At 30.4% G+C, this 22,004-nt stretch carries 15 protein-coding genes; 13 read left to right on the top strand and 2 right to left on the bottom strand.

The features are described from left to right. Window positions 1-4: 4 nt before the first annotated feature. From J3359_RS15165 to J3359_RS15150, 4 genes are all read left to right on the top strand, one after another. Entirely contained in the window at window positions 5-2,350 is a 2,346-nt protein-coding gene (locus J3359_RS15165; RefSeq protein WP_367890402.1) for a TonB-dependent receptor, read from the top strand. A 6-nt stretch (window positions 2,351-2,356) separates the two neighbouring features. Further along, window positions 2,357-3,352 carry a DUF4249 family protein gene (locus J3359_RS15160; RefSeq protein WP_208077816.1) on the top strand — a complete coding sequence of 332 codons (996 nt, stop codon included), beginning with the start codon at window positions 2,357-2,359 and terminating at the stop codon, window positions 3,350-3,352. 210 nt (window positions 3,353-3,562) lie between these two features. Further along, a complete protein-coding gene (locus tag J3359_RS15155; protein ID WP_496559664.1) occupies window positions 3,563-4,384 on the top strand; it encodes a hypothetical protein in 822 nt (273 codons plus the stop codon). Between the two features lie 102 nt (window positions 4,385-4,486). After that, the gene (locus tag J3359_RS15150) at window positions 4,487-5,461 is read left to right on the top strand and encodes a DsbA family protein (protein WP_208077814.1); all 975 of its coding nucleotides are present in this window, start codon (window positions 4,487-4,489) and stop codon (window positions 5,459-5,461) included. Window positions 5,462-5,604: 143 nt separating this feature from the next. On the opposite strand, the gene J3359_RS15145 is transcribed toward J3359_RS15150, so the two are convergent. Continuing rightward, window positions 5,605-7,989, bottom strand: coding sequence for a penicillin acylase family protein (locus tag J3359_RS15145; RefSeq protein WP_208077813.1), 2,385 nt, complete (start codon window positions 7,987-7,989; stop codon window positions 5,605-5,607). A gap of 99 nt (window positions 7,990-8,088) precedes the next feature. On the opposite strand from J3359_RS15145, the gene J3359_RS15140 reads away from it, so the two are divergent. From J3359_RS15140 to J3359_RS15125, 4 genes are all read left to right on the top strand, one after another. Then, complete coding sequence (locus J3359_RS15140; protein WP_208077812.1) at window positions 8,089-9,252, top strand: DegT/DnrJ/EryC1/StrS family aminotransferase; 1,164 nt, start codon at window positions 8,089-8,091, stop codon at window positions 9,250-9,252. 1 nt (window position 9,253) lies between these two features. Then, window positions 9,254-10,261: a UDP-glucose 4-epimerase GalE gene (galE, locus tag J3359_RS15135; RefSeq protein WP_208077811.1), complete on the top strand. Its 1,008-nt coding sequence runs from the start codon at window positions 9,254-9,256 to the stop codon at window positions 10,259-10,261. Window positions 10,262-10,676: 415 nt separating this feature from the next. Then, on the top strand, window positions 10,677-10,871 hold the full coding sequence (locus tag J3359_RS15130) for a hypothetical protein (protein ID WP_207973404.1): 195 nt from the start codon (window positions 10,677-10,679) through the stop codon (window positions 10,869-10,871). Between the two features lie 119 nt (window positions 10,872-10,990). Further along, window positions 10,991-13,834 (top strand): M16 family metallopeptidase, encoded by a 2,844-nt coding sequence (locus tag J3359_RS15125; RefSeq protein WP_208077810.1) that lies wholly within the window; start codon window positions 10,991-10,993, stop codon window positions 13,832-13,834. Window positions 13,835-13,938: 104 nt separating this feature from the next. Here J3359_RS15125 and fabD read toward each other — a convergent pair whose 3' ends face one another. Continuing rightward, on the bottom strand, window positions 13,939-14,820 hold the full coding sequence (gene fabD / locus J3359_RS15120) for an ACP S-malonyltransferase (RefSeq protein ID WP_208077808.1): 882 nt from the start codon (window positions 14,818-14,820) through the stop codon (window positions 13,939-13,941). A gap of 360 nt (window positions 14,821-15,180) precedes the next feature. Here fabD and J3359_RS15115 point away from each other — a divergent pair, with 360 nt between their 5' ends. The 5 genes from J3359_RS15115 (at window position 15,181) to J3359_RS15095 (ending at window position 21,870) form a co-directional block, all read left to right on the top strand. Next, window positions 15,181-15,891, top strand: a complete 711-nt coding sequence (locus tag J3359_RS15115; RefSeq protein ID WP_208077806.1) for a DUF547 domain-containing protein — start codon at window positions 15,181-15,183, stop codon at window positions 15,889-15,891. A 40-nt stretch (window positions 15,892-15,931) separates the two neighbouring features. After that, window positions 15,932-16,267 carry an arsenosugar biosynthesis-associated peroxidase-like protein gene (locus J3359_RS15110; protein WP_138534437.1) on the top strand — a complete coding sequence of 112 codons (336 nt, stop codon included), beginning with the start codon at window positions 15,932-15,934 and terminating at the stop codon, window positions 16,265-16,267. 410 nt (window positions 16,268-16,677) lie between these two features. Further along, a complete protein-coding gene (gene arsS / locus J3359_RS15105; RefSeq protein WP_208077804.1) occupies window positions 16,678-17,733 on the top strand; it encodes an arsenosugar biosynthesis radical SAM (seleno)protein ArsS in 1,056 nt (351 codons plus the stop codon). Window positions 17,734-17,834: 101 nt separating this feature from the next. Then, a complete protein-coding gene (locus tag J3359_RS15100; protein ID WP_208077802.1) occupies window positions 17,835-18,512 on the top strand; it encodes a TIGR04282 family arsenosugar biosynthesis glycosyltransferase in 678 nt (225 codons plus the stop codon). A 163-nt stretch (window positions 18,513-18,675) separates the two neighbouring features. Next, window positions 18,676-21,870 (top strand): SusC/RagA family TonB-linked outer membrane protein, encoded by a 3,195-nt coding sequence (locus J3359_RS15095; RefSeq protein ID WP_208077800.1) that lies wholly within the window; start codon window positions 18,676-18,678, stop codon window positions 21,868-21,870. Window positions 21,871-22,004: the final 134 nt, after the last annotated feature.

Genomic DNA, 22,004 nt, shown 5'->3' with positions numbered 1-22,004 from the left:
CCTAATCCATCTTTTTTTACTATTTAGTATTACCTTATTTTCCCAAAACTACACCATTCATGGTGTTGTAACAGATACTAATAATGGGGAAAGATTAATAGGTGCTACCATATTTATTCCAAATACTAATTTATATGCCATATCAAATTCTTATGGATTCTATTCTTTAGAAGTACCTAAGGGTAAAAATGGGTTGAAAGTATCTTATTTAGGATATAAAACCTATACAAAAAATCTCGACATTGCTGGGAATACTCTACTAAATATAAGTTTAATCGAAGATTCGAATATACTAAATGAAGTTTTGATTAAAGCTAAAGGTAAAAATGATATTACAAATTCAGAACCAGGAAGTCATATTTTAAATTTAGATAGAATAAAAAAAATGCCGGCTGTAGCAGGTGAAGTTGATATTTTGAAGGGACTTCAATTATTACCAGGAATTCAAACCTCTCAGGAAGGTACTACTAATTTATCTATAAGAGGTGGGTCTCATGACCAAAACTTATTCTTGTTAGATGATGCACCTATATATAATCCTTCTCATGCTTTAGGTTTTTTCTCTGTTTTTAATCCTGATGCTATAAAAAATGTAAAAGTATATAAATCATTTATCCCTTCTCAATTTGGAGGGAGATTATCTTCTGTTGTTGATGTAAGAATGAAAGAAGGAAATAATAACGAGCAAAAAATAAGTGGAGGCATAGGGCTTATTGCTAGTAGGTTTACCATTGAATCTCCCATTGTAAAAGAAAAATCATCTTTTATCATTTCAAGTAGATATAGTTATGCAGGATTTGTTGTAAATACTCTTGGAAGTGGACTTTCAGAGCTTGGTGTAAAAAGTTTTAGAGATTTTAACCCAAATAAAGAGATTAACTTTTTTGATATTAATGCCAAGGTAAATGTAGAACTAAATGAAAATAATCATCTTTATTTTTCTACCTATGTAGGTAGAGATCATTTCTTCTACAGTGAAATCGATGATAGTAGCAGTATGGATTGGGGCAATATAACAGGTAATTTACGTTGGAATTATATTGTTAATACTCGACTATTTGTTAATACGATGTTGGTTTATAGCAAATATGATTATTCTTATATTTTAAGAGATGATATTCGAGAATTCAAATGGCTTGCTGAAATGCAAGAATTTGATTTAAAATCCGATTTTGATTTTTATTTGAATCCATCAAATCATCTAAAATTTGGGTTTTCTATTGAAAACCACTTTTATGAACCAGGAAAATTAATTCCCAGAAATACAGAATCGATTACAAAAAGATTTGAATTAGAGGGTAAAAAAACTATTGAAGGAAATATTTATATCAACAATACCCAAAAAATAGGCAATCATTTAAAAGTAAATTATGGATTTAGATACTCTAGCTTTTTCTTATTAGGTAATGCTTCTGTGAATCAATATGATGAAGATTTTAATATCATAGCTACAAAGAAATATAAAAATGGAGAGTTAGTAAAATTTTACCAAGGTCTAGAACCGCGTATTTCAGCAAATTACATCTTAAATAATGGACATGCAATTAAAGCAGCTTTCACCAGAACTAAGCAATATCAGCATTTAATTAGTAACTCAACTTTAGGATTACCTACAGATGTTTGGTTACCCTCAGATACATATATAAAACCACAAACTGCTAACCAATATTCTTTAGGCTATTATGGGAGTACTAAAGACAAAAATTTTGATTTTTTTACAGAAATCTATTATAAAAGCATGAATAATGTAATAGACTATATAGACAATGCTGATTTATTTTTAAACCCTAATATTGAAACCCAAGTACTTTCAGGTACTGGAGAAGCTTATGGAATAGAGTTTTTACTTGAAAAAAAGAAAGGGAAGTTTAATGGATGGTTAAGTTATACTTGGTCAAATACAGAAAGGAGTATTGAGGGTATTAATAACAATCTAACTTATCCCACTACTTATAATAAGCAGCATAATTTTTCAACAACATTATCTTACAAATTCTCCGAAAGATTTAATATATCATCTATTTTTAAATATACAAGTGGCGGGTTTATAACAGTTCCAGTGGGTACATTTAATCATTATGGTGCTTCTTTTAGCTATTATTCAAGTAGAAATGGCTACAAATTACCCTCATATCATAGAATGGATATTTCAGCTAACTTAAAATCAAAGAAAAACACCAATAGAAGATGGCAAGGAGAATGGTCTTTTGGAGTTTATAATTTATATAATAGGAAGAATATATTTTCTTTATTTGTAAAGCAAAACCCAGAATATTTAGCTCAAAGTAAAGCATATAAAATGTATTTATATGGGGCTACTCCATATATCAGTTACTATTTTAAATTTTAATCAAAAATGAGAAAAGTTTTCTATTTTATATTAATTATTACCTTATACGGATGTGTTGAAGAATTTGATTTAAAGATTGATGATGCTAAGTCAAAAATTGTAATAGAAGGACTGATAGAAAACACTTCTGGACCACATTATATTAGGTTGACAAAAAGCAATGCAGGAGTTTTTTCTACTCCTTCAGAAATATATCCAAACTTAGTAACATTGAAGCCTATTTCAAACGCTTTAGTCATAATTTCTGACAATACTGGACAAATAGACACACTAAAACCTATAAAATCTGATAGAGATCAATATATTTTTGATGAATCTTTAAATGCTACAGTAAAGTACATTAAAGACGATAATGGAAACATTATAGATACAATTTACTTGAATGACGTTCTTAATTATCATATTGGAGGGTTTTACAAAACCTCTCACTTAATAGGAGTTCCCGAAAGGACATATACATTAAAAGTTGTTACTAAAGAGAAAGAAACTTTTATAGCAACTGATTATATGTATCCTACAGCAAAAATAGACTCTATAGGTTTTGAAAAAAAAGTTTCTGAGAAAGATGGACAAGAAGGACTCGTACCATTACTTTATTTTAAAGACCCTCAAAAAGATGTTTTAAACCAATATTTATTTCAATTACAAAATGAGGAATATTTTAAAACTGGCTCTAGCGATATATGGGAGATTTCAATTTTTTCTGATAAAAATACTGAACCAACAGTAAGTGGATTGAATTTAGATGATGGGGCTGAATTAAAAGGCTTTAATTTTTTTATTTATAGTTATAGAGATGAACTATATTTTAAAATGAATAGTCTTTCACCAAAAGCCTATAAATATTATGATGCTCTTTTAAACCAATTTGACCAAGATGGTGGTGTTTATCATCCTTCACCTTCATCTCCTCCTACAAATATTAGTAATGGAGGGCTGGGTTTCTTTAGAGCATCTGCAATTACAGAAATAACAGTTCCAATTAATAGAAGAGCAAACTAAAAAATATGCCTATGTAATGATTTTTTTAATCTAAATTTAATTGGTTACTTTAAAATAATTCTGCTAAGTAACTTTTACGATTATCTTATCAAAGGAATTAAATAATATATTTAAAACAAATATTATGAAAAAAATAATTTTAAAAATTACTTCTATACTAACTTTAGTAATTTTATTTAACAGCTGTAATACAGAAGAAAGAATAATGAAATTGATTTAACCACAGAATTAGAAAAAATTGAAACATTTTTTAATAAAGGTGATGTTAAAATCGAAAATGATTTTAGTACTGAAAAAATTGAAACAGATGCTTCACTTCATATTAGACAAAAGGTTGAAGCTGAACTTTTGAAGAGCTATACAAAGCAAAAAATATATTCTAAATCAAGTGGAATTAATTTTGTTGGTGTTTTTAAAGACCTTACTTGTGCTGGCAATGAAGAGTTAAAAATTTTTATGGACTGTGAGGATAGTAGACCGACAACCAAAACCGAAGATTGGACTGGTGATAGTTATGCTGATAGAAATAAAAACCTTACACTTAAATTTTGTATTGTGCCAAATAATTTTGTAAAAACTAATTACGATTACGCGATTTTAAATTTAACTTCAAATGTACCGAACTCCACCATAAGAATCGATAGGTATTTTGATAATCAAGACAGAAAAAATGCAAATAATTCCACTATTAATGGTAGTTTGACACAAGGTTGGAAAGGATACACTTTATTATCTGGTGGAAATTACCAACTATCTTGGATAATGTATCAAAAAACTAATTCTTCACAAGCTTTACCTTCTTTTAATATGAGCTATGGCGTTTTAGGTAGATTTGGAACAAATAAGTACAATAAAGGTTATATTTTATCTGATGATGAAGATAGTAGAAATGCAAATAGATGTGATGTATATAACTATAGTAGCTCTGGTATAAAAACCTTACTACCTATTGGTTCTCAAAGATCTTCAATATTGAGAAATATGATGACTGAAGGTAGAAATACTAAACTGTATTTAAGTAAAGTAAATTGAATAATATAATAAGGGCATTCTAAAAATTTTCCCTTTTATTTTTAAATAATCATGACTAAACTTGCTATCATATTATTTTTATTTATGACATTGACATCGTGTTTGTCAGAAAAAAAAAGAACTAAAAATCTATCCTCAGCAAAAAATGCGATTGAAATAGACTCTATCAAAATTAGCTACAGCGAATTAGATTTTAAAATTAGACAAGAATTATTTGATGAATTGAACCGAATTTATACTATTCGAAAAGTTGCTTCTGAAGAAATTGTAGAAGATAAAATATTAGAACTTGAAGCAAAGAAAAAAAAAATTAAAGTTTCTAAATTAATTCAAAACCTCTATCTATCAAAAATAAATAAAACTTCATTAAATTTATTTATAAAAAGAAACCAGTATGGCACTAAAATAAACGTATTGGAAAGAGGTCTCACAACTTACGATTCAAAATCAAAAAAAGGGAAAGAGCTAATTTTACAACGCTTTAAATATTATATATTAAAGCAATACGTAGATTCTTTGAAAACAAAATATAATGTAAAAATACTATTAAAACCTCCAAATCCCCCTGCAATTAAAATTAATGATTTAATGACCTATTATAAAGGTAATTTAGATTCTAAAGTGACATTTTTACAAATTTCAGATTTAGAATGTGAAATGTGCAGAGAGTATGCTCCAATATTTAATGAACTTTACCAGAAGTATAAAAATAGTGTCAGGTTTGGATTTACCCAATTTGGGTCATACACTTCTCTTTCTGCAATAGCTTTGGAAAGTGCAGGGAAACAAGGTAAATTTTGGGAAATGTATGATTCAATCGCTTTTACTAAATATCTACCTGAGAAAATAGATCTTTTAAAAATTGCAAAAAATATAGATCTTAATTTGGAACAGTTTAAGTCTGATTTAGAAAGTGAAAACATTAAAACAGCTTTAAAAGATAATTTTTCTAAACTTAATGCTGCTGGAATTTATGGTACACCTACAATAATGATTAATAATAAATTAATTTATAATTCTTCTTCTATAGCCGATATTGAAAAAATGCTAATTGAAGAGATTAATATGAAAAAATAGTATTTGAACCATTTTCAAAAAACCAAAATACAAGTACAATGAATACATTTTTGGAATCAAAAATTCCAAAAATCATTTTGATATTCATGGACATCAATTCAATAATTTAATAATTACTGTTGTATTTGTTGCAATAATCGTAACTATTCTTTCTTAGGCTTTAAAATTAAAACATTCTTACTTTCTCTAATTTCTGAAAGATTCAACTTCATCTTCACAAATTCTCCATTTAAGTATTTTATAGCTTGGTCTTTATAATGTTTGCTAAAAACGCGCCCTGATTGTCCTGTGGGAATAATCGCCAAACTATTATCTACATCAGAAAAATCGACAATTCTTCTTGTGGAAGGTCCAGCAACCACTTTATAAACTCCTGTAGAATCGATATTATAAATTTGATTGTTAATTACTTGATCTCCTCCAGCAGTTACAAAAGGCCCAACATTAAAAAAACTTCTTAAAGCAGCAACTTCTCCAACTGCATGTTTGTATTCTACAGAAATTACTCTTTCCCATTTCCAACGCTCTACATTCGTTCCTAATTGGTTTTTTAAAAATAAGAAAGCATTTTTAAAGGAATTTGTAACAATTTCTTGCTTGGTTTCTACTTTATCTTTTGTGGAAACATTATCCCACCAAACCGAATTTTCTCTTTTCGCCTGAACTGGTAAAACCTTTTCTACAAAAGGCGTATTTACAAATTGACTGTATCCCTCTCCCATTTCATCTGCAAATGTGTTTTTTTGAAATTCGTAAATAAAACGATTGTAAATTACAGGTGCAACTTCATTTTTATCGAAATTTCCTTTCCAGTTTTTTAGAATTTCTATCGCAGTTTTTTCGCTTGCAGATAAATTACTTTTATCTAAAGATTCCAATAAATTTTTTGCAACATTTGGAGCTGTTAGAGAAGTGTTGTCCAACAACATTTTGGCAACGTCGTTTTTAGTCCAATCGTTTTTTGGAGCCAATAAATCTACAATTCTTTTTGCTCTGTCTTCCGATAAATAATAACCAGGGTACAACATGTTTGCAATAGAATCTGGTTGGTTATTCGCAGAGTACACATAATTATTACTTGGGTTTATCGCTTGCGGGTTTTCTTCAAAATCTAAATATTCTAAAATTTCATCTTTCCCAGAAGCGCCATTTAAAAACGTTTTTGTGTATAAAGAATCTCTATATTTATATAATTTCCCAGAAGCAAACCACGCAATATTATTTTTAGAATCTCCATACATCATATTTAAACCTGGCGCATGCAATTTACTAGCTCCGTTTTTAAAATCTGTTAAGTTTTTCGCATGAGAAATCTCGTAAGCCACATCTAAAATTTTATTCTCTAATTTCGTGTAAATCCACTGCATTGCAATTGGTCGCTTATCTTTTAATTGATCTATAATTCCATTCATTAAAGAACCATGTTTGCTTATTTTAATTGTATAAATCGAGTCTTTTTTATCTTTTATTTTTAAGCGCTTTTCAACTACATTGTACTTTAAAAAAGAATCTTTAAATTTATATTGATTGTTGTTTTCAGGATTATTCTCTTCAACATAAAAATCAACATCGTCATTTTCGAACATGGTTAAACCATAAGCATAGTTTTTATTATGACCCAACAGTGGAAAAGGAACTAACGCCAAATGAAAACCATACATTTCGTAATCTGGTGTTTTTACATGTGCTTGATACCAAACTGAAGGTTGTGAAAACCCAATATGAGGATCGTTTACAAAAATTACTTTTCCGTTTTTGGTTTTATTTGCACCAATAACCCAAGAATTACTTCCAATAAATGGCGAAATTGGTAAAACTTCCATTAAACTATTTATTGCTTGGGAAAAAGTACCTGTAATTTCTGGATTTTTCTCGTTTTTTATCAACGTTAAATTCTCTTTTTCAACCCCAATTAATTCATTAAAATAAGCATCGCCTAATTTTTCTTTTACTTCATTTAACATTGGATCGGTTTTATGAGCAACTGCAAAACTAAAAGCCATATAACCAAAAACATTGTACATATCTTTTAATGTATATTTCTCTTTTTCTACGCCAACCAAAGTAAATTCAATAGGAGTTTTTCCTTGTTCTATATAATTATTTACGCCTTCTAAATAAGCCATTGCCAATTTATAAGGTGCCGAGTTTTTGTCTAAATTTTCGATGGTTTTTGCAGAAGCTTCTTCGATTCCTAAACCAGAAAAAAGCTTATCTGTTCTTATTAATTTTTCTCCAAAAATTTCAGATAATCTTCCTGCAGCAATTCTTCTTATTAACTCCATTTGCCACAATCGATCTTGCGCATGTACATACCCTAAAGCTATATAAGCATCTTGTTGATTGTTTGCATTTATATGAGGAACACCAATTTCATCAAAATAAATAGTTACTGCTTCTTTTAAACTTTTAATTTTTAATTCTCCAGTATATTTTGGCTCTAAAGTGGTTTTATAATACCATCCAAAAGCAACGATTCCTAAAATTAGAACTGCAAGTATTTTTAATATATTCCTTAAAATCTTCATAAATATTGATTTTCACCAAAGATAAATCATTTATTATTTTCTTATTCATACAAAAACAATGAAAGTTTGTTCGTATTTTTGAAGCTCAAAATTCTTTTTATGAAAAAAATTCAAATGGTTGACTTGCAAAGTCAATATGAACAAATAAAAGAAACCGTAAATACTTCCATTCAAGAAGTTTTAAACACATCTTCCTATATAAATGGCCCTCTAGTTCACGAATTTCAAGCAGATTTAGAGAACTATTTAGACGTAAAACATGTAATTCCTTGTGCCAATGGAACAGATGCTTTGCAAATTGCAATGATGGGTTTAGGTTTAGAACAAGGAGATGAAGTTATTACTGCCGATTTTACTTTTGCTGCAACTGTAGAAGTGATTGCCCTTTTAAAATTAACGCCAGTTTTAGTAGATGTAGAAAAGGACACTTTTAATATAGATATTGAAGCCTTAAAAAAAGCAATTACACCAAAAACAAAAGCAATTGTACCTGTGCATTTATTTGGACAAGTGGCAAATATGGATGCTGTTTTAGAAATTGCTAAAGAACATAACCTTTTTGTAATTGAAGACAATGCACAAGCAATTGGCGCAAATTACACGTTTAAAAATGGTAAAAAACAAAAAGCTGGAACGATTGGAAACGTAGGCACAACCTCTTTTTTTCCTTCGAAAAACTTAGGATGTTATGGAGATGGAGGTGCCATTTTTACTAATAATGATGAATTGGCTCACACATTAAGAGGTATTGTAAATCATGGAATGTACACGCGTTATTACCACGATGTTGTAGGAGTAAATTCTAGATTAGATTCTATACAAGCTGGAGTTCTAAAAGCGAAATTACCACTTTTAGATTCTTATTGTAACGCTCGTAGAAATGCAGCTCGTTTTTATAACAATGCATTTAAAAACAATCCAAACATCATTACACCAACTGCAAAATCGCACGCAACAAATAATTCAGGCGAAATTTGTGATACTTGCGATTGCCACGTTTTTCATCAATATACATTGCAAATTACCAATGGAAAAAGAGACGAATTGCACAAACATTTATTAGACAAAGGAATTCCGAATGCAATTTATTATCCAGTTGCATTGCATGCTCAAAAAGCTTATAAAGATACTCGTTACAAGGAAAGTGATTTCCCAGTAACCAACGAATTGATAAAAACAGTAATTTCTTTACCTATGCATACAGAATTAGATAAAGAACAATTAGAATTTATTACAGATACAATTAATCAATTTATAAAATAGTATGAAAAGAATATTAGTAACAGGAGGTTTAGGTTTCATTGGCTCTCATACTGTTGTAGAATTACAAAACGCAGGTTTTAATGTTGTAATTATTGATGATTTATCCAACACAACACTAAAAGTTTTAGATAGTATTACAGAAATTACTGGTAAAAAGCCAGATTTTTATAAAATTGATTTACGTGTTAAAGATGATGTAAAAAACTTCTTTGAAAACAATAAAGTGGATGGAATTATACATTTCGCAGCCTTTAAAGCCGTTGGAGAAAGCATGCAAAAACCTTTAGATTATTATGAAAATAATTTAAGTGCCTTGGTATATCTTTTACAAGAAATGAGGGATCGAAATATAGATAATTTTATTTTCTCTTCTTCCTGTACAGTTTATGGACAAGCAGATGAATTACCAATTACAGAAAAAGCGCCTGTTAAAAAAGCAGAATCTGTTTATGGAAACACCAAACAAATTGGCGAAGAAATTATTGAAGATGCAAGTAAAGCACATGGAATTAATGCAATTGCTTTGCGTTACTTTAACCCAATTGGAGCACATGAAAGTATAAAAATTGGAGAATTACCTTTGGGAGTTCCTCAAAATTTAATTCCTTTTGTAACACAAACTGCAGCTGGAATTCGTAAAGAATTATCTGTTTTTGGTGATGATTACCCAACTTCCGATGGAACAGCAGTAAGAGATTATATTCACGTTGTAGATTTAGCAAAAGCACATATTGCTGCATTACAGCGTTTAATTAATAAAAATAATAAAGAAAGTTTCGAGTTTTTTAATGTGGGTACAGGAACAGGAAGCTCTGTTTTACAAGTTATAAAAGCATTCGAAAAAGCATCTGGAAAACCTTTAAATTATAAAATTGTTGGCAGACGTAAAGGAGATATTACAGCTGCATATGCAGATACAACAATCGCAAATAAAGAACTAAACTGGAAAACAGAAAAAAGTTTAGATGAAGCTTTAGCCTCTGCTTGGCAATGGCAATTGAAACAGTAAGTCAGTTGGCAGTGCTTCGTATTTAGTTAGCAGTCGTTGTTTTCGATTTTATTTAAATTGAACTCCATTTAGTCATAAGTCATTTCAGTCTTACGTCTTACGTCAATTTTCAATCTCACATCATAAAACATCTTTATAGAATTTTATTAATTTTACGCAGAAATCACTCAATTTTGACTCGTTTTTAGTTAATTTTGAGTAGTTTTTTGTGTTTTTTGTCAAAAAAAGAGGTTTTTTTATTTTTGATATGACAATTATTGTCCAATTGAATTATCATATCCTTAAACATATCCCAACATAATTTTCAGTATTGTATTTCTAAGCTCATTATTAGGGTTTTAACAATTATAAATTGACTTCAACATATATCATCCTTAACTTTGTAGCTAATATTATTAATGATAAAAGATAACCAATGAAACTGATTAACATTAAAAGAAAAACACAATTAGAACAACGTCACACAAGAGAAATGGGCGTTCTAACAACCAATGTAACCTACATAAAAAAAATGCTCTTCAATCTTATTCCGTTAGCAACATTGCACAAATACAGAGAAACGTATTATGGAGAAATTAAAGATTGCGAAGAATGCGTTTTAGCAAAATAATTTAACAAAAATCCTAAACTTTAAAGTTTGGGATTTTTTTTTTCGACTTTATTTAACAATATATCAATCTATTATCCGTTTCATTTTAGTAATTTTATTTATTTAATCAATCATTAAGAATGAAAAAAATAACTTTCCTATTTGCAAGTATTTTATTATTTATTGCTTGTAACAATTCAACCAAAGAAACTTCTTCTGAAGAAAAAGAACTAAGTATTAACTATGAAAAAATTGAGCTGGATAATGGACTTGATGTTATTTTTCATGTAGATAAATCAGATCCAGTGGTCGCTGTAGAACTAATGGTTCATGTAGGTTCTGCTAGAGAAATTGAGGGCAGAACTGGTTTTGCACATTTATTTGAACATTTACTGTTTTTAGAATCGGAAAATTTAGGAAAAGGAGGTTTAGATAAAATGAGTGCAAGAATTGGTGGTTCTGGCGCAAATGGCTCTACTTCCAGAGACAGAACAAATTATTTACAAACGGTGCCAAAAGACGCCTTAGAAAAAATGATATGGGCAGAAGCAGACAAATTAGGCTGGTTTATAAATACAGTTACAGATCCTGTTTTAGCAAAAGAAAAGCAAGTGGTTAAAAATGAGAAAAGACAAAGAGTAGATAACACACCTTATGGGCATAACCAATATGTAATTTGCAAAAACTTGTACCCAAAAGACCATCCTTATAACTGGCAAGTAATTGGCTCTTTAGAAGATTTACAAAATGCGACTTTAGAGGATGTAAAAACGTTTTTTAAAAAATGGTATGTACCAAATAATGCAACTTTGGTCTTGTCTGGAGACATAGATGCTGCACAGGCAAAAAAATGGGTTCACAAATATTTTGATGAAATTCCAAGAGGTGAAGATATTCCTGCTTTAAATAAAAGACCAGGTGTTGTAAAAGAAACGAAACTTTTATATTATGAAGATAATTTTGCAAGAGTACCACAATTAACAATGGTTTGGCCAAGTGTAGAATCTTATCATCCAGATTCTTATGCTTTAGAAGTATTAACGCAATATTTATCGGGTGGTAAATCTGCTCCTTTAAATCAAGTTTTGGTAGACGATTTAAAACTAACTTCCTACACTTCTATGTATAATTACACTTCAGAATTAGCAGGTTCTACGCAACTTTCTATTCGTGCTTTTAATGATGTAAATTTAGATGATGTAAAAGCTGGAGTCGAAAAAGCATTTGCAAAATTTGAAGAAGAGGGAATTTCGGAAAAAGATTTAAAAAGGATAAAAGCAGGTCAAGAAACACAATTTTACGGAAGTTTATCTAGTGTTTTAGGCAAAGGAACCAATTTAGCATCTTACAACACATATACAGGAAACCCAGGTTTTGTAACAGAAGACATAAAAAGAATTCTAGCAGTTACTACTGATGATGTAATGAGAGTTTATAACAAATACATTAAAAACAAAAATTACATTGCAACTAGTTTTGTGCCAAAAAACAGTGCTGAATTAGCTTTAAAAGGTTCTAAATTAGCTGAAGTTGTCGAGGAAAAAATTATACAAGGTGCAGAAGAAAAATTCGACCCAAAAATTGCTGCAACTTACGAAAAAACACCTTCTTCTTTCGATAGAAGTATTGAGCCACCTTATGGAAAAACACCTTCTTTAGCGGTTCCAGAAGTATATGAAAGTAGTTTAGATAATGGTTTAAAAATTTACGGGATAGAAAACAACGAAGTTCCTTTAGTAAGATTCAGTATTTCTATAGATGGTGGACAGTTATTAGAGTCCATGGATAAATTAGGAGTTGCCAATTTAACTGCGAATTTATTAAATAAAGGAACAAAAAATAAAACTGTAAAAGAATTGGAAGAGGCAATTCAAGAATTGGGAGCTTCCATTTATGTGTATTCTGGAAAAGAAGAAATAACAATCAGTGGAACAACACTGTCTAAAAACTACAACAAAACTTTAGCATTAGTAGAAGAAATGTTATTAGAACCAAGGTTCGATACAGAAGAATTTGAGTTATTAAGGAAAGCTACGATTGCAAGTTTAAATCAGCAAGAAGCAAACCCAAATTCTGTGGCAAGAAATACTTATAACGAATTAATTTACGGGAAAGACAACATCCGTTCTAAAAACACCTTAGGAACTGTTTCTTCTGTAGAATCTATTACTTTAGAAGATATTAAGTCTTTTTACAACAATTATATTTCGCCTTCTGTTGCTAAAATGTTAGTTGTTGGAGATATTTCAGAAAAAGAAATGATTGCCTCTTTAGATAATTTAAATTCGAAATGGAAAAGCAAAGAAGTAACAATTCCTGAATATAAAACGCCAGATGCTCCAACAAAACCTGCAGTTTACTTTTATGACATTCCAAATGCAAAACAATCTGTTTTACAATTTGGTACACCAGCATTGGCAGCTACTGATAAAGATTTTTACCCAGCAACTGTAATGAACTATATTCTTGGAGGAGGAGGATTTGCCTCTCGTTTAACACAAGAATTACGTGAAGGAAAAGGCTATACTTATGGAATTGGTTCTGGATTTTCTGGTACAAAAGCAAAAGGTGCTTTTACAATTTCAAGCGGTGTAAGATCTAATGTAACCTTAGAATCTGCACAATTGGTAAAGAAAATTTTAAAAGAGTATCCAGATACATTTTCAAACAAAGATTTAGAAACCACAAAAAGTTTCTTAATTAAAAGTAACGCAAGAGCTTTTGAAACTGCTGGCGCAAAATTACAAATGTTATCTAATATTAGTAATTATGGCTGGAAAGCAGATTATGTAAAAGACAGAGAAGCAATTGTAAATAACATGACTAAAGAACAAATTAAAGAGTTGGCAAACAAATATGTGAACCCAGATAAAATGATTTGGTTGGTGGTTGGTGATGCAGAAACACAATTAAAAAGAATGAAACAATTAGGGTATGGAAAACCTATTCTATTGAATAGAACACAGAAACCGATTAAGAATTAAGAATTAAGAATTAAGAATTAAGAATTAAGAATTAAGAAAAAATCTTAAAAAAATCCCATTTTCTAAAGTAGAAAATGGGATTTTTTTTTACTGAAGACTGCCAACTAAAACAAAGCTCCATTTGCAGCCACACTTCTATCAATTTTACGCATTAAACCTTGTAGTACTTTCCCTGGTCCAACTTCTATAAATTCAGTTCCACCATCAGCAACCATGGCTTGGATCGATTGTGTCCATTTTACAGGCGCAGTTAACTGAATCATTAAATTTTTCTTAATCTCATCTGCACTCGTAACAGCGCCTGCAGTAACATTCTGGTAAACTGGGCAAGTTGGTTCGCTAAATTCAGTCGTCTCAATTGCTGCTGCTAATTCTTCTCTTGCAGGCTCCATCATTGGTGAGTGAAATGCACCACCAACAGGTAATAATATCGCTCTTTTTGCTCCTTTTTCTGTTAAAACTGCACATGCTTTTTCAACTGCTTCAATTTCTCCTGAAATTACCAATTGTCCAGGGCAATTGTAATTTGCAGCAACTACTACTCCATCAATTTCTGCACAAGTTTCTTCAACAATCTGATCTTCTAAACCTAAAACTGCAGCCATTGTAGAAGGTGCAGCTTCACACGCTTTTTGCATTGCCAAAGCACGTTTAGAGACCAAAGTTAACCCGTCTTCAAAAGATAAAACTCCATTTGCAACCAAAGCAGATAATTCTCCCAAAGAATGTCCTGCCACCATTTCTGGTTGAAAAGAATCTCCTAAAACTTTCGCTAAAATTACAGAATGTAAGAAAATTGCAGGCTGGGTAACTTTTGTTTGTTTCAATTGCTCTGCAGTTCCTTCGAACATAATATCTGTGATAGAGAATCCTAAAATATCGTTCGCTTTCTCGAAATATTCTTGCGCTAAAGGCGATTTTTCGTACAAATCTAATCCCATTCCAGTAAATTGCGCTCCTTGACCCGGAAATATATATGCTTTCATTTTTATGTATATGTATTTGGTTGTTTAACTATATAATTGTCGGCAAAAATAATCATTTTTATTTGAAGCTATTTCCAACTTTCACTACTCGCTTTTTTTATCCTAAATTTATTTCAGCATCTCATCAGTTTAAAAGTAATTTCATGATTATAACAGATACTGAATCTAGTTCAGCATAAAAATAGATCTCGAATAATTGGACTGTTTTGAACGAAGTCGAAAAATTCAATCCGAATCAAATTTTCTAAAAAATAAATAGAAAATCTTAAAAAAACGATATTTTTAAAAACTTTGGAACTATTATTGTAATCAATATAAAAAACCTTCGTCTAAAAAATCAAGTAACAAATAAAACATACCATGAAAAAAATAATTTTAGCACTTATAACAATTCTTACTTTTAGTCAAGTAAACGCACAAACATCTATATTTAACGATTTACTTCAAAAACATGTTACAAAAGACGGAGTTGTAGATTACAAAGCTTTTAAAGAAGACAAAACAAAATTAGACAGTTATATTTCTTATTTAGAAAAAACTTCTCCAGACAAATCTTGGTCTAAAAATAAGCAGAAAGCTTTTTGGATAAATGCTTACAATGCATATACCATAAAAATAATTTTAGAAAATTATCCATTAAAAAGTATTACAGATATTAAAGAAAAAGGCAAAACTGCTTGGAAAATTCCTTTTGCGAAAGTTGGTGGAAAAACCTATACTTTAGATCATATAGAACACGAAATATTACGTAAAAATTTGTTCGACCCAAGAATTCACGTTGGTGTGAATTGTGCTTCTGGTTCTTGTCCTAAATTATTAAACATGGCTTTTACAGAAGAAAATATAGATGCTTCGTTAGAAAAATTAATGAAAGAATTCGTAAACGATTCATCAAGAAATAAAATATCAAATAAGAGAGTTCAAATTTCTTCAATTTTCGATTGGTTTAAAAAAGATTTTACTAAAAATGGTTCTGTAATCGATTATTTAAACAAATATTCTGATACAGAAATCAAAAAAAACGCAAGAATCTCTTATTTAAAATACGATTGGAGTTTAAACGGAAAATAAATTATTATCTTTCACTTTTTAATTTTCAAAAAAAAGATAAATGTCTAAAACATATTACGATTCCGCAGATTTAAGAAAATTCGGAAAAATAACAGAATGGAGCGAAGAACTTGGAAACAAGTTCTTCGATTATTATGGGAAAGTTTTCGAGGAAGGAGCTTTAACGGCTCGTGAAAAATCTTTAATTGCCTTGGCAGTTGCACATACAGAACAATGCCCATATTGTATAGATGCCTACACAAAAGACACGTTACAAAGAGGTGTTACCAAAGAAGAAATGATGGAAGCAATTCATGTAGGTGCTGCTATTAAAAGTGGCGCAACTTTGGTGCATGGAGTTCAAATGATGAATAAAGTGAATAAGTTAGAAATGTAAGCAGAGAACCATTTTTTGCTTTTCGCAAAAAATGTGTGAATCGCTTATCCTGAGTTTTTACGAAGGATCTTTAATTAAAAATTGACAAAACTAATCGGATATTAAAGAGATTAATTGAAAAATCGTAAGATTGTGAAGTTGATAAAAAAACACTTCGACAAGCTCAGTGTGACATTCGTTTTCAAAATTGAATTCCAGAAAAAAACAACATAGGTCAAAAATAAATCGAAACCCATCAAAAACCAAAACACAATTTTCTTCGTAAATACCATAAACACTTTTTATTTTTAATAAAAAGAATAATTATTTTAAAAAAAAGCAAACAGTTTACATACCCAGTTTCCACAAACCAACGAACTGAAAACTGAGATGGAATACTGCTTTACTGAAATACTGAATACTGATAAAAAATGGCTACAAAATCATTAAAAGCAAGAAATAACGATATTGCAAATACTTCTCGTCAAATGGAAATTCTTTCTAATGGCATTTTCGCAAACGGAGAATTGCCAACATTTGCAGCAAAAATTAAAGAAACTGGTCATTTTCCACTTCGCCCTAAAAAATTAGAAATTCTACAAATAAACTTAGGGTATATGTGTAACCAAGTTTGCGAACATTGTCATGTAGATGCTGGTCCAGACAGGAAAGAAATTATGACTGTAGAGACTATGAAACAGTGTTTAGAAGTCATTCAAAAAACAGATGCACACACGTTAGATTTAACTGGTGGTGCTCCAGAGATGAATCCTAATTTTAGATGGTTTGTAGAAGAAGCAAGTAAAGCAGGGATTAAAGATTTTATTGTACGTTCTAACCTAACAATTATTAGAGCCAATAAAAAATATTACGACTTACCCCAATTTTTCAAAAAGCATAATGTACATGTAGTTTCGTCAATGCCACATTGGACTCGTGGAAAAACCGATAAACAGCGTGGAAAAGGTGTTTTCGATTTATCGATCAAAGCATTGCAAGAATTAAACGCAGTTGGTTATGGAATGCCAGGCTCTGATTTAAAATTAGATTTGGTGTATAACCCCTCAGGAGCATTTTTACCTGGAGACCAAATGGCTTTAGAAAATGATTTCAAAAAAGCGCTAAAAGAAGATTTTGACATCGATTTCCACAGTCTTTTTGCCATTACCAATTTACCAATTAGTCGTTTTTTAGATTATTTAATTGCTTCAGATAATTACGAAGATTATATGCATTCTTTATTAGATGCATACAATCCTGCAGCTGTAGAAAACGTAATGTGTACAAACACACTTTCTATTAGTTGGGATGGTTGGTTATTCGATTGCGATTTTAACCAAATGCTGAATTTAAAAGTAGCAAGTAAGGTAAAACACATTAAAGATTACAACGAAGATTTATTACAAGATAGAAATATAATTATCAATCAACATTGTTATGGTTGCACTGCTGGTGCAGGAAGTAGCTGCCAAGGTGTTGTTGCATAAATCCCCTTTGTCCTTTGGACATTTCCCCAAAGGGGAAAGTTGAGTTATTTTGAAAACAAAAATTTTAATAGATACAAAGGATTAATCACTTGCATAAATAAATGATTAAAAAAACTGCCATATTAATTTTTGCAAATTCTGCTGAAAAAGAAGCGGAAAGAAAATCGTTTCTTTCTTCTGAAGTTTTTTCTGCGTTGAATAATCAAACTTTAAAAACGGTAGAAAAATCTGGAATTGAACATTTTCTTTTTTCTGAAAAAGAACAAATAGGAAACAATTTTGGTGAACGTTTTTCAAATGCCATAGAAACCCTGTTTAATAGAGGATTCGATACTATAATTACTATTGGTAATGACACACCTCACCTAAAAGTACGTCATTTATTAGAAACTGAAACCAATTTATCTTCTAAAGATTTGGTTTTAGGTCCTTCTAAAGATGGTGGTTTTTATTTAATGGGAATTAAAAAAGAACATTTTAATAAAAAAACGTTTTTAAAATTACCTTGGCAAACCAGTCGATTACAGAAATGTATTGCCACAATTTCAAAATCTAAAAATTTAGAAATTACTTTTTTAGAAATCTTAAATGATATTGATCAATTAGAAGATATTCAATTGATTATCAATAGTTTTAAAAAGCTTTCAGCTTCAATTTTACATCTTTTAAAAAGATGCATCAATCCTCTAAAATCATTTGTTTTTGCTCCTTTTTTCAACATAAAAAAGGTTTTTTATTCCCCAAACTTCAACAAAGGTTCGCCTGTTATTTTTGCATAAATAGCCATTCACCTTTTTATTTTAAATATATTGTGTCTCCTTGAGCGCAGTCGAAAGGCTATAGATATTAAAAATAGTACTCGACTTGAGTTTATCTTGGGCGGAGTCGAAAGGCTCTAACAGACAATCTCTTAAAAATTAAATTTTACACAAAAATTACTAAATGAAACATATTTTTATGTGGATTTTTATGCTATTCGTGAGCATAAATTTTGCACAAACTAAAATTACAGGAACAGTTACCGATAAAAATTCTGGAGAAAAACTACCAGTCGTAAGTGTTTCCAATGAACAAGGAAATGGAACAACTACAGACGAAAATGGAAATTATTCTATAAATGTAGCTTCAACTTCAGATATTTTAACTTTTTCTTACTTAGGTTATAAAACTCAAAAAATTACGGTTGGTAATCGAATTAACATCAATATTTCTTTAGAGGAAGACGAAACCGATTTGAATGAAATCGTAGTGACAGCTTTGGGTTTAAACAGAAAAACCAAAGAATTAGGATATGTAGTTCAAGAATTAAAATCAGCAGAATTAGCAGAAGTTAAAACAGCCAATTTTTTAGATAATTTATCCGGAAAATTAGCAGGTGTAACGATTTCACAAGGTGCAACTGGCGTTGGTTCTTCATCTAAAATTACCATTCGTGGAGAAGCTTCTTTTTCGAATAATAATCCACTTTTTATTGTAGATGGAACACCAATTAACAATAATACAGTTTTTAACTTTACAGATGAATCTGCTACAGGTTTTCAAGAAATAGATTTTGGAAACGGCGCTATGGAAGTAAATCCAGATGATATAGCATCTGTAACTGTTTTAAAAGGGCCAAGTGCTGCTGCTTTGTATGGAACAAGAGCTTCTAACGGCGTTATTGTAATTAATACAAAAGATGGAAGCAAGAAAAAAGGCTTGGGAATTAGCATTAATTCTTCTGTAACTTTAGATTCAGCATTTCGTTTACCAGAATTTCAAAATGAATATGGACAGGGAAATGGTGGTAAATTCGCTTATGGAAATGGACTTGGAGGAGGAATTAACGATGTAATTTCGTATTCTTGGGGACCAAAATTAGATGCTGGAATTTTAGTTCCTCAATTCGATTCTCCTGTAACTTTACCCAATGGAACTATAGTTCGAGGTGGAGATACTTCTTTATATAGTGGCAATGCAATTACGCCAACTTTATTCAAATCGAACCCAGATAATTTAAAAGATTTTTATAGAACTGGAGTTACAACCATTAATAATATTTCTATAAATGATAATTTCGAGAGAGGTTCTTACAGGTTGTCTTTTACAGATTTAGATAGCGAATCTATTATTCCTGGAGTTAATTTAAAACGTAAAACTGTGGCTTTAAAAGCGAATTTTAATCCGACAGAAAAAACACGAATTACATCTACCATAAATTATGTAAATTCAAGTAGCGATAATAGACCTTCAAATGGTTATGGAAGTGAAAATGTAAATTATTCTTTAGTAGCTTGGGGACCAAGATCTTTAAACATCGATAGTTTAAGAGATTATTGGCAACCTGGTTTGGAAGGAGTGCAGCAATATAATTTCAACTATAGGTATTTCGACAATCCTTTTTTCATTTTAAATGAAAACACCAACTCTTTTAATAGAGATCGTGTTTTTGGAAATATTGCTGTACATCATAAATTTACCGATAAATTAAGTGTTTCTTTTCGCTCTGGAATGGATTATTCCTCCGAAAAAAGACAATTTAATCGTAATTTTAGCTCAAACCGTTTCGCAAACGGAGCCTATGCAGAACACGATGTTTTTTACAGAGAAATAAACACAGATTTTTTACTAAATTATACAGATAATTTTGGCGATTTTTCTTTTGATGTTTCTTTTGGAGGAAATAGATTAGACCAAACTGCATCCACAAAACAAGCACAAACGACTAATTTAGCACAACCTGGTATTTTTAGTTTAAACAATGCTGCTTCACCTGTTGAGTTTTTTCAATTTAATTCTAAAAAACGAATCAACTCTTTATACGGAATTGCAAAATTTGGGTACAAAGATTATTTATATGTAGATATTACTGGAAGAAACGATTGGTCGAGTGCCTTGGCGACTCCTTTTTCTGTGGATGGTGTTTCTTTCTTTTATCCATCTGTTTCTACAAGTTTTATTTTATCGAACGCAACAGAATTGCCTAAATATATTTCTTTTGCGAAATTAAGAGCAAGTGTTGCACAGGTTGGTAATGATACAAATCCATATCAAACCTCTGGAGCTTTTGTATCGAAAACTGCATTTAATGGACAACCAACATTTAGTAATCAAGATTTTATTCCGAATGCCAATTTAAAACCAGAAACTACCACTTCTTATGAAGTTGGAGCAGATTTACGCTTCTTTAAAGATCGTTTGAATGTAGATTTTACGTATTATAATTCCACAACTAAAGATCAAATTATTTCTTTGCCAATTGCCATTTCATCAGGATTTAATCAGCAAGTTGTAAATGGTGGAGAAGTAAATACAACTGGTTTCGAAGTTATTTTAGGAGGAACTCCAATTAGAAATGAAAATTTTAGATGGAACACTACTTTCAATTTTGCAACAAACAGGTCTGTTATTAGAAATTTACCACAAAAAGATGGTCGTTTAACTTTGGCATATAGTAGAATTTACGACAGCGCAAACCAAACTGTATATTTTCAAGTAGAAGAAGGTGGCAGAATTGGTGATATGTATGGAACTGGCTATCGAAAAAACGAAAATGGTGATTTTTTAATAAATGATGATGGAACTTATATTGCTGATAACACTTTAAAGAAAATTGGAAATTACAATCCAGATTTTACGTTGGGATGGAACAATAATTTCCGATATAAAAATTGGAATGCAAGTTTTTTATTCGATTGGAGACAAGGTGGAGAAATTGTATCTAGAACGCGTGCTTTAGGAAATGTTGGTGGCCAATTAGCAGAAACCGCTTTTAGACCAGATGCAGGAATTGTAGCCCAAGGTGTGAATGTAAATACTGGGCAACCCAATACAGTAGCTATTGGAGCAGAAAGTTATTACAGACAATTTTACGACAGAAATCATGAAGAAAACAATGTATATGACGCTTCTTATTTAAAATTACGTCAGTTTTCAATTGGTTATAAATTAGACTTAAAAGAAGGCTTTTTAGGCTTGAAAGAAGCTTCCTCTTTAAACCTTTCAATTATTGGAAATAATTTATTTGTAATTACAGAAAACCCTCATTTCGACCCAGAACAATTGGCGGTTCAAGGAAATGGTTTTGTAAGTGGTGTAGAAGATATGAGTTACGCTACCAGTAGAAGTTTAGGATTTAAATTAGGTTTTAATTTTTAACCTGCAAGGTATTTTCGATTCCCCTTGTACGTTTGAAAGATAAAACAGATACCTACAAGGTTTAAAAACCTTGCAGGAGAAGAAAGACAGTAACAACTACAAGTTTTTTAATACTGAACTAAATTCAGCACGAA

Source organism: Polaribacter cellanae (genome assembly GCF_017569185.1).
Lineage (GTDB): Bacteria > Bacteroidota > Bacteroidia > Flavobacteriales > Flavobacteriaceae > Polaribacter > Polaribacter cellanae.
Note: the sequence above shows the minus strand (reverse complement) of the source record. Positions and strands in the feature narration are given on the sequence as shown.

Excerpts from the sequence above, each read along its gene's own strand:
- J3359_RS15140 (WP_208077812.1), top strand. The coding sequence starts at position 8,089 with ATGAAAAAAATTCAAATGGTTGACTTGCAAAGTCAATATGAACAAATA.
- J3359_RS15115 (WP_208077806.1), top strand. The coding sequence starts at position 15,181 with ATGAAAAAAATAATTTTAGCACTTATAACAATTCTTACTTTTAGTCAA.
- J3359_RS15125 (WP_208077810.1), top strand. The coding sequence starts at position 10,991 with ATGAAAAAAATAACTTTCCTATTTGCAAGTATTTTATTATTTATTGCT.
- J3359_RS15095 (WP_208077800.1), top strand. The coding sequence starts at position 18,676 with ATGAAACATATTTTTATGTGGATTTTTATGCTATTCGTGAGCATAAAT.
- J3359_RS15130 (WP_207973404.1), top strand. The coding sequence starts at position 10,677 with ATGAAACTGATTAACATTAAAAGAAAAACACAATTAGAACAACGTCAC.
- J3359_RS15110 (WP_138534437.1), top strand. The coding sequence starts at position 15,932 with ATGTCTAAAACATATTACGATTCCGCAGATTTAAGAAAATTCGGAAAA.
- fabD (WP_208077808.1), bottom strand. The coding sequence starts at position 14,820 with ATGAAAGCATATATATTTCCGGGTCAAGGAGCGCAATTTACTGGAATG.
- J3359_RS15145 (WP_208077813.1), bottom strand. The coding sequence starts at position 7,989 with ATGAAGATTTTAAGGAATATATTAAAAATACTTGCAGTTCTAATTTTA.
- galE (WP_208077811.1), top strand. The coding sequence starts at position 9,254 with ATGAAAAGAATATTAGTAACAGGAGGTTTAGGTTTCATTGGCTCTCAT.
- arsS (WP_208077804.1), top strand. The coding sequence starts at position 16,678 with ATGGCTACAAAATCATTAAAAGCAAGAAATAACGATATTGCAAATACT.
- J3359_RS15100 (WP_208077802.1), top strand. The coding sequence starts at position 17,835 with ATGATTAAAAAAACTGCCATATTAATTTTTGCAAATTCTGCTGAAAAA.
- J3359_RS15160 (WP_208077816.1), top strand. The coding sequence starts at position 2,357 with ATGAGAAAAGTTTTCTATTTTATATTAATTATTACCTTATACGGATGT.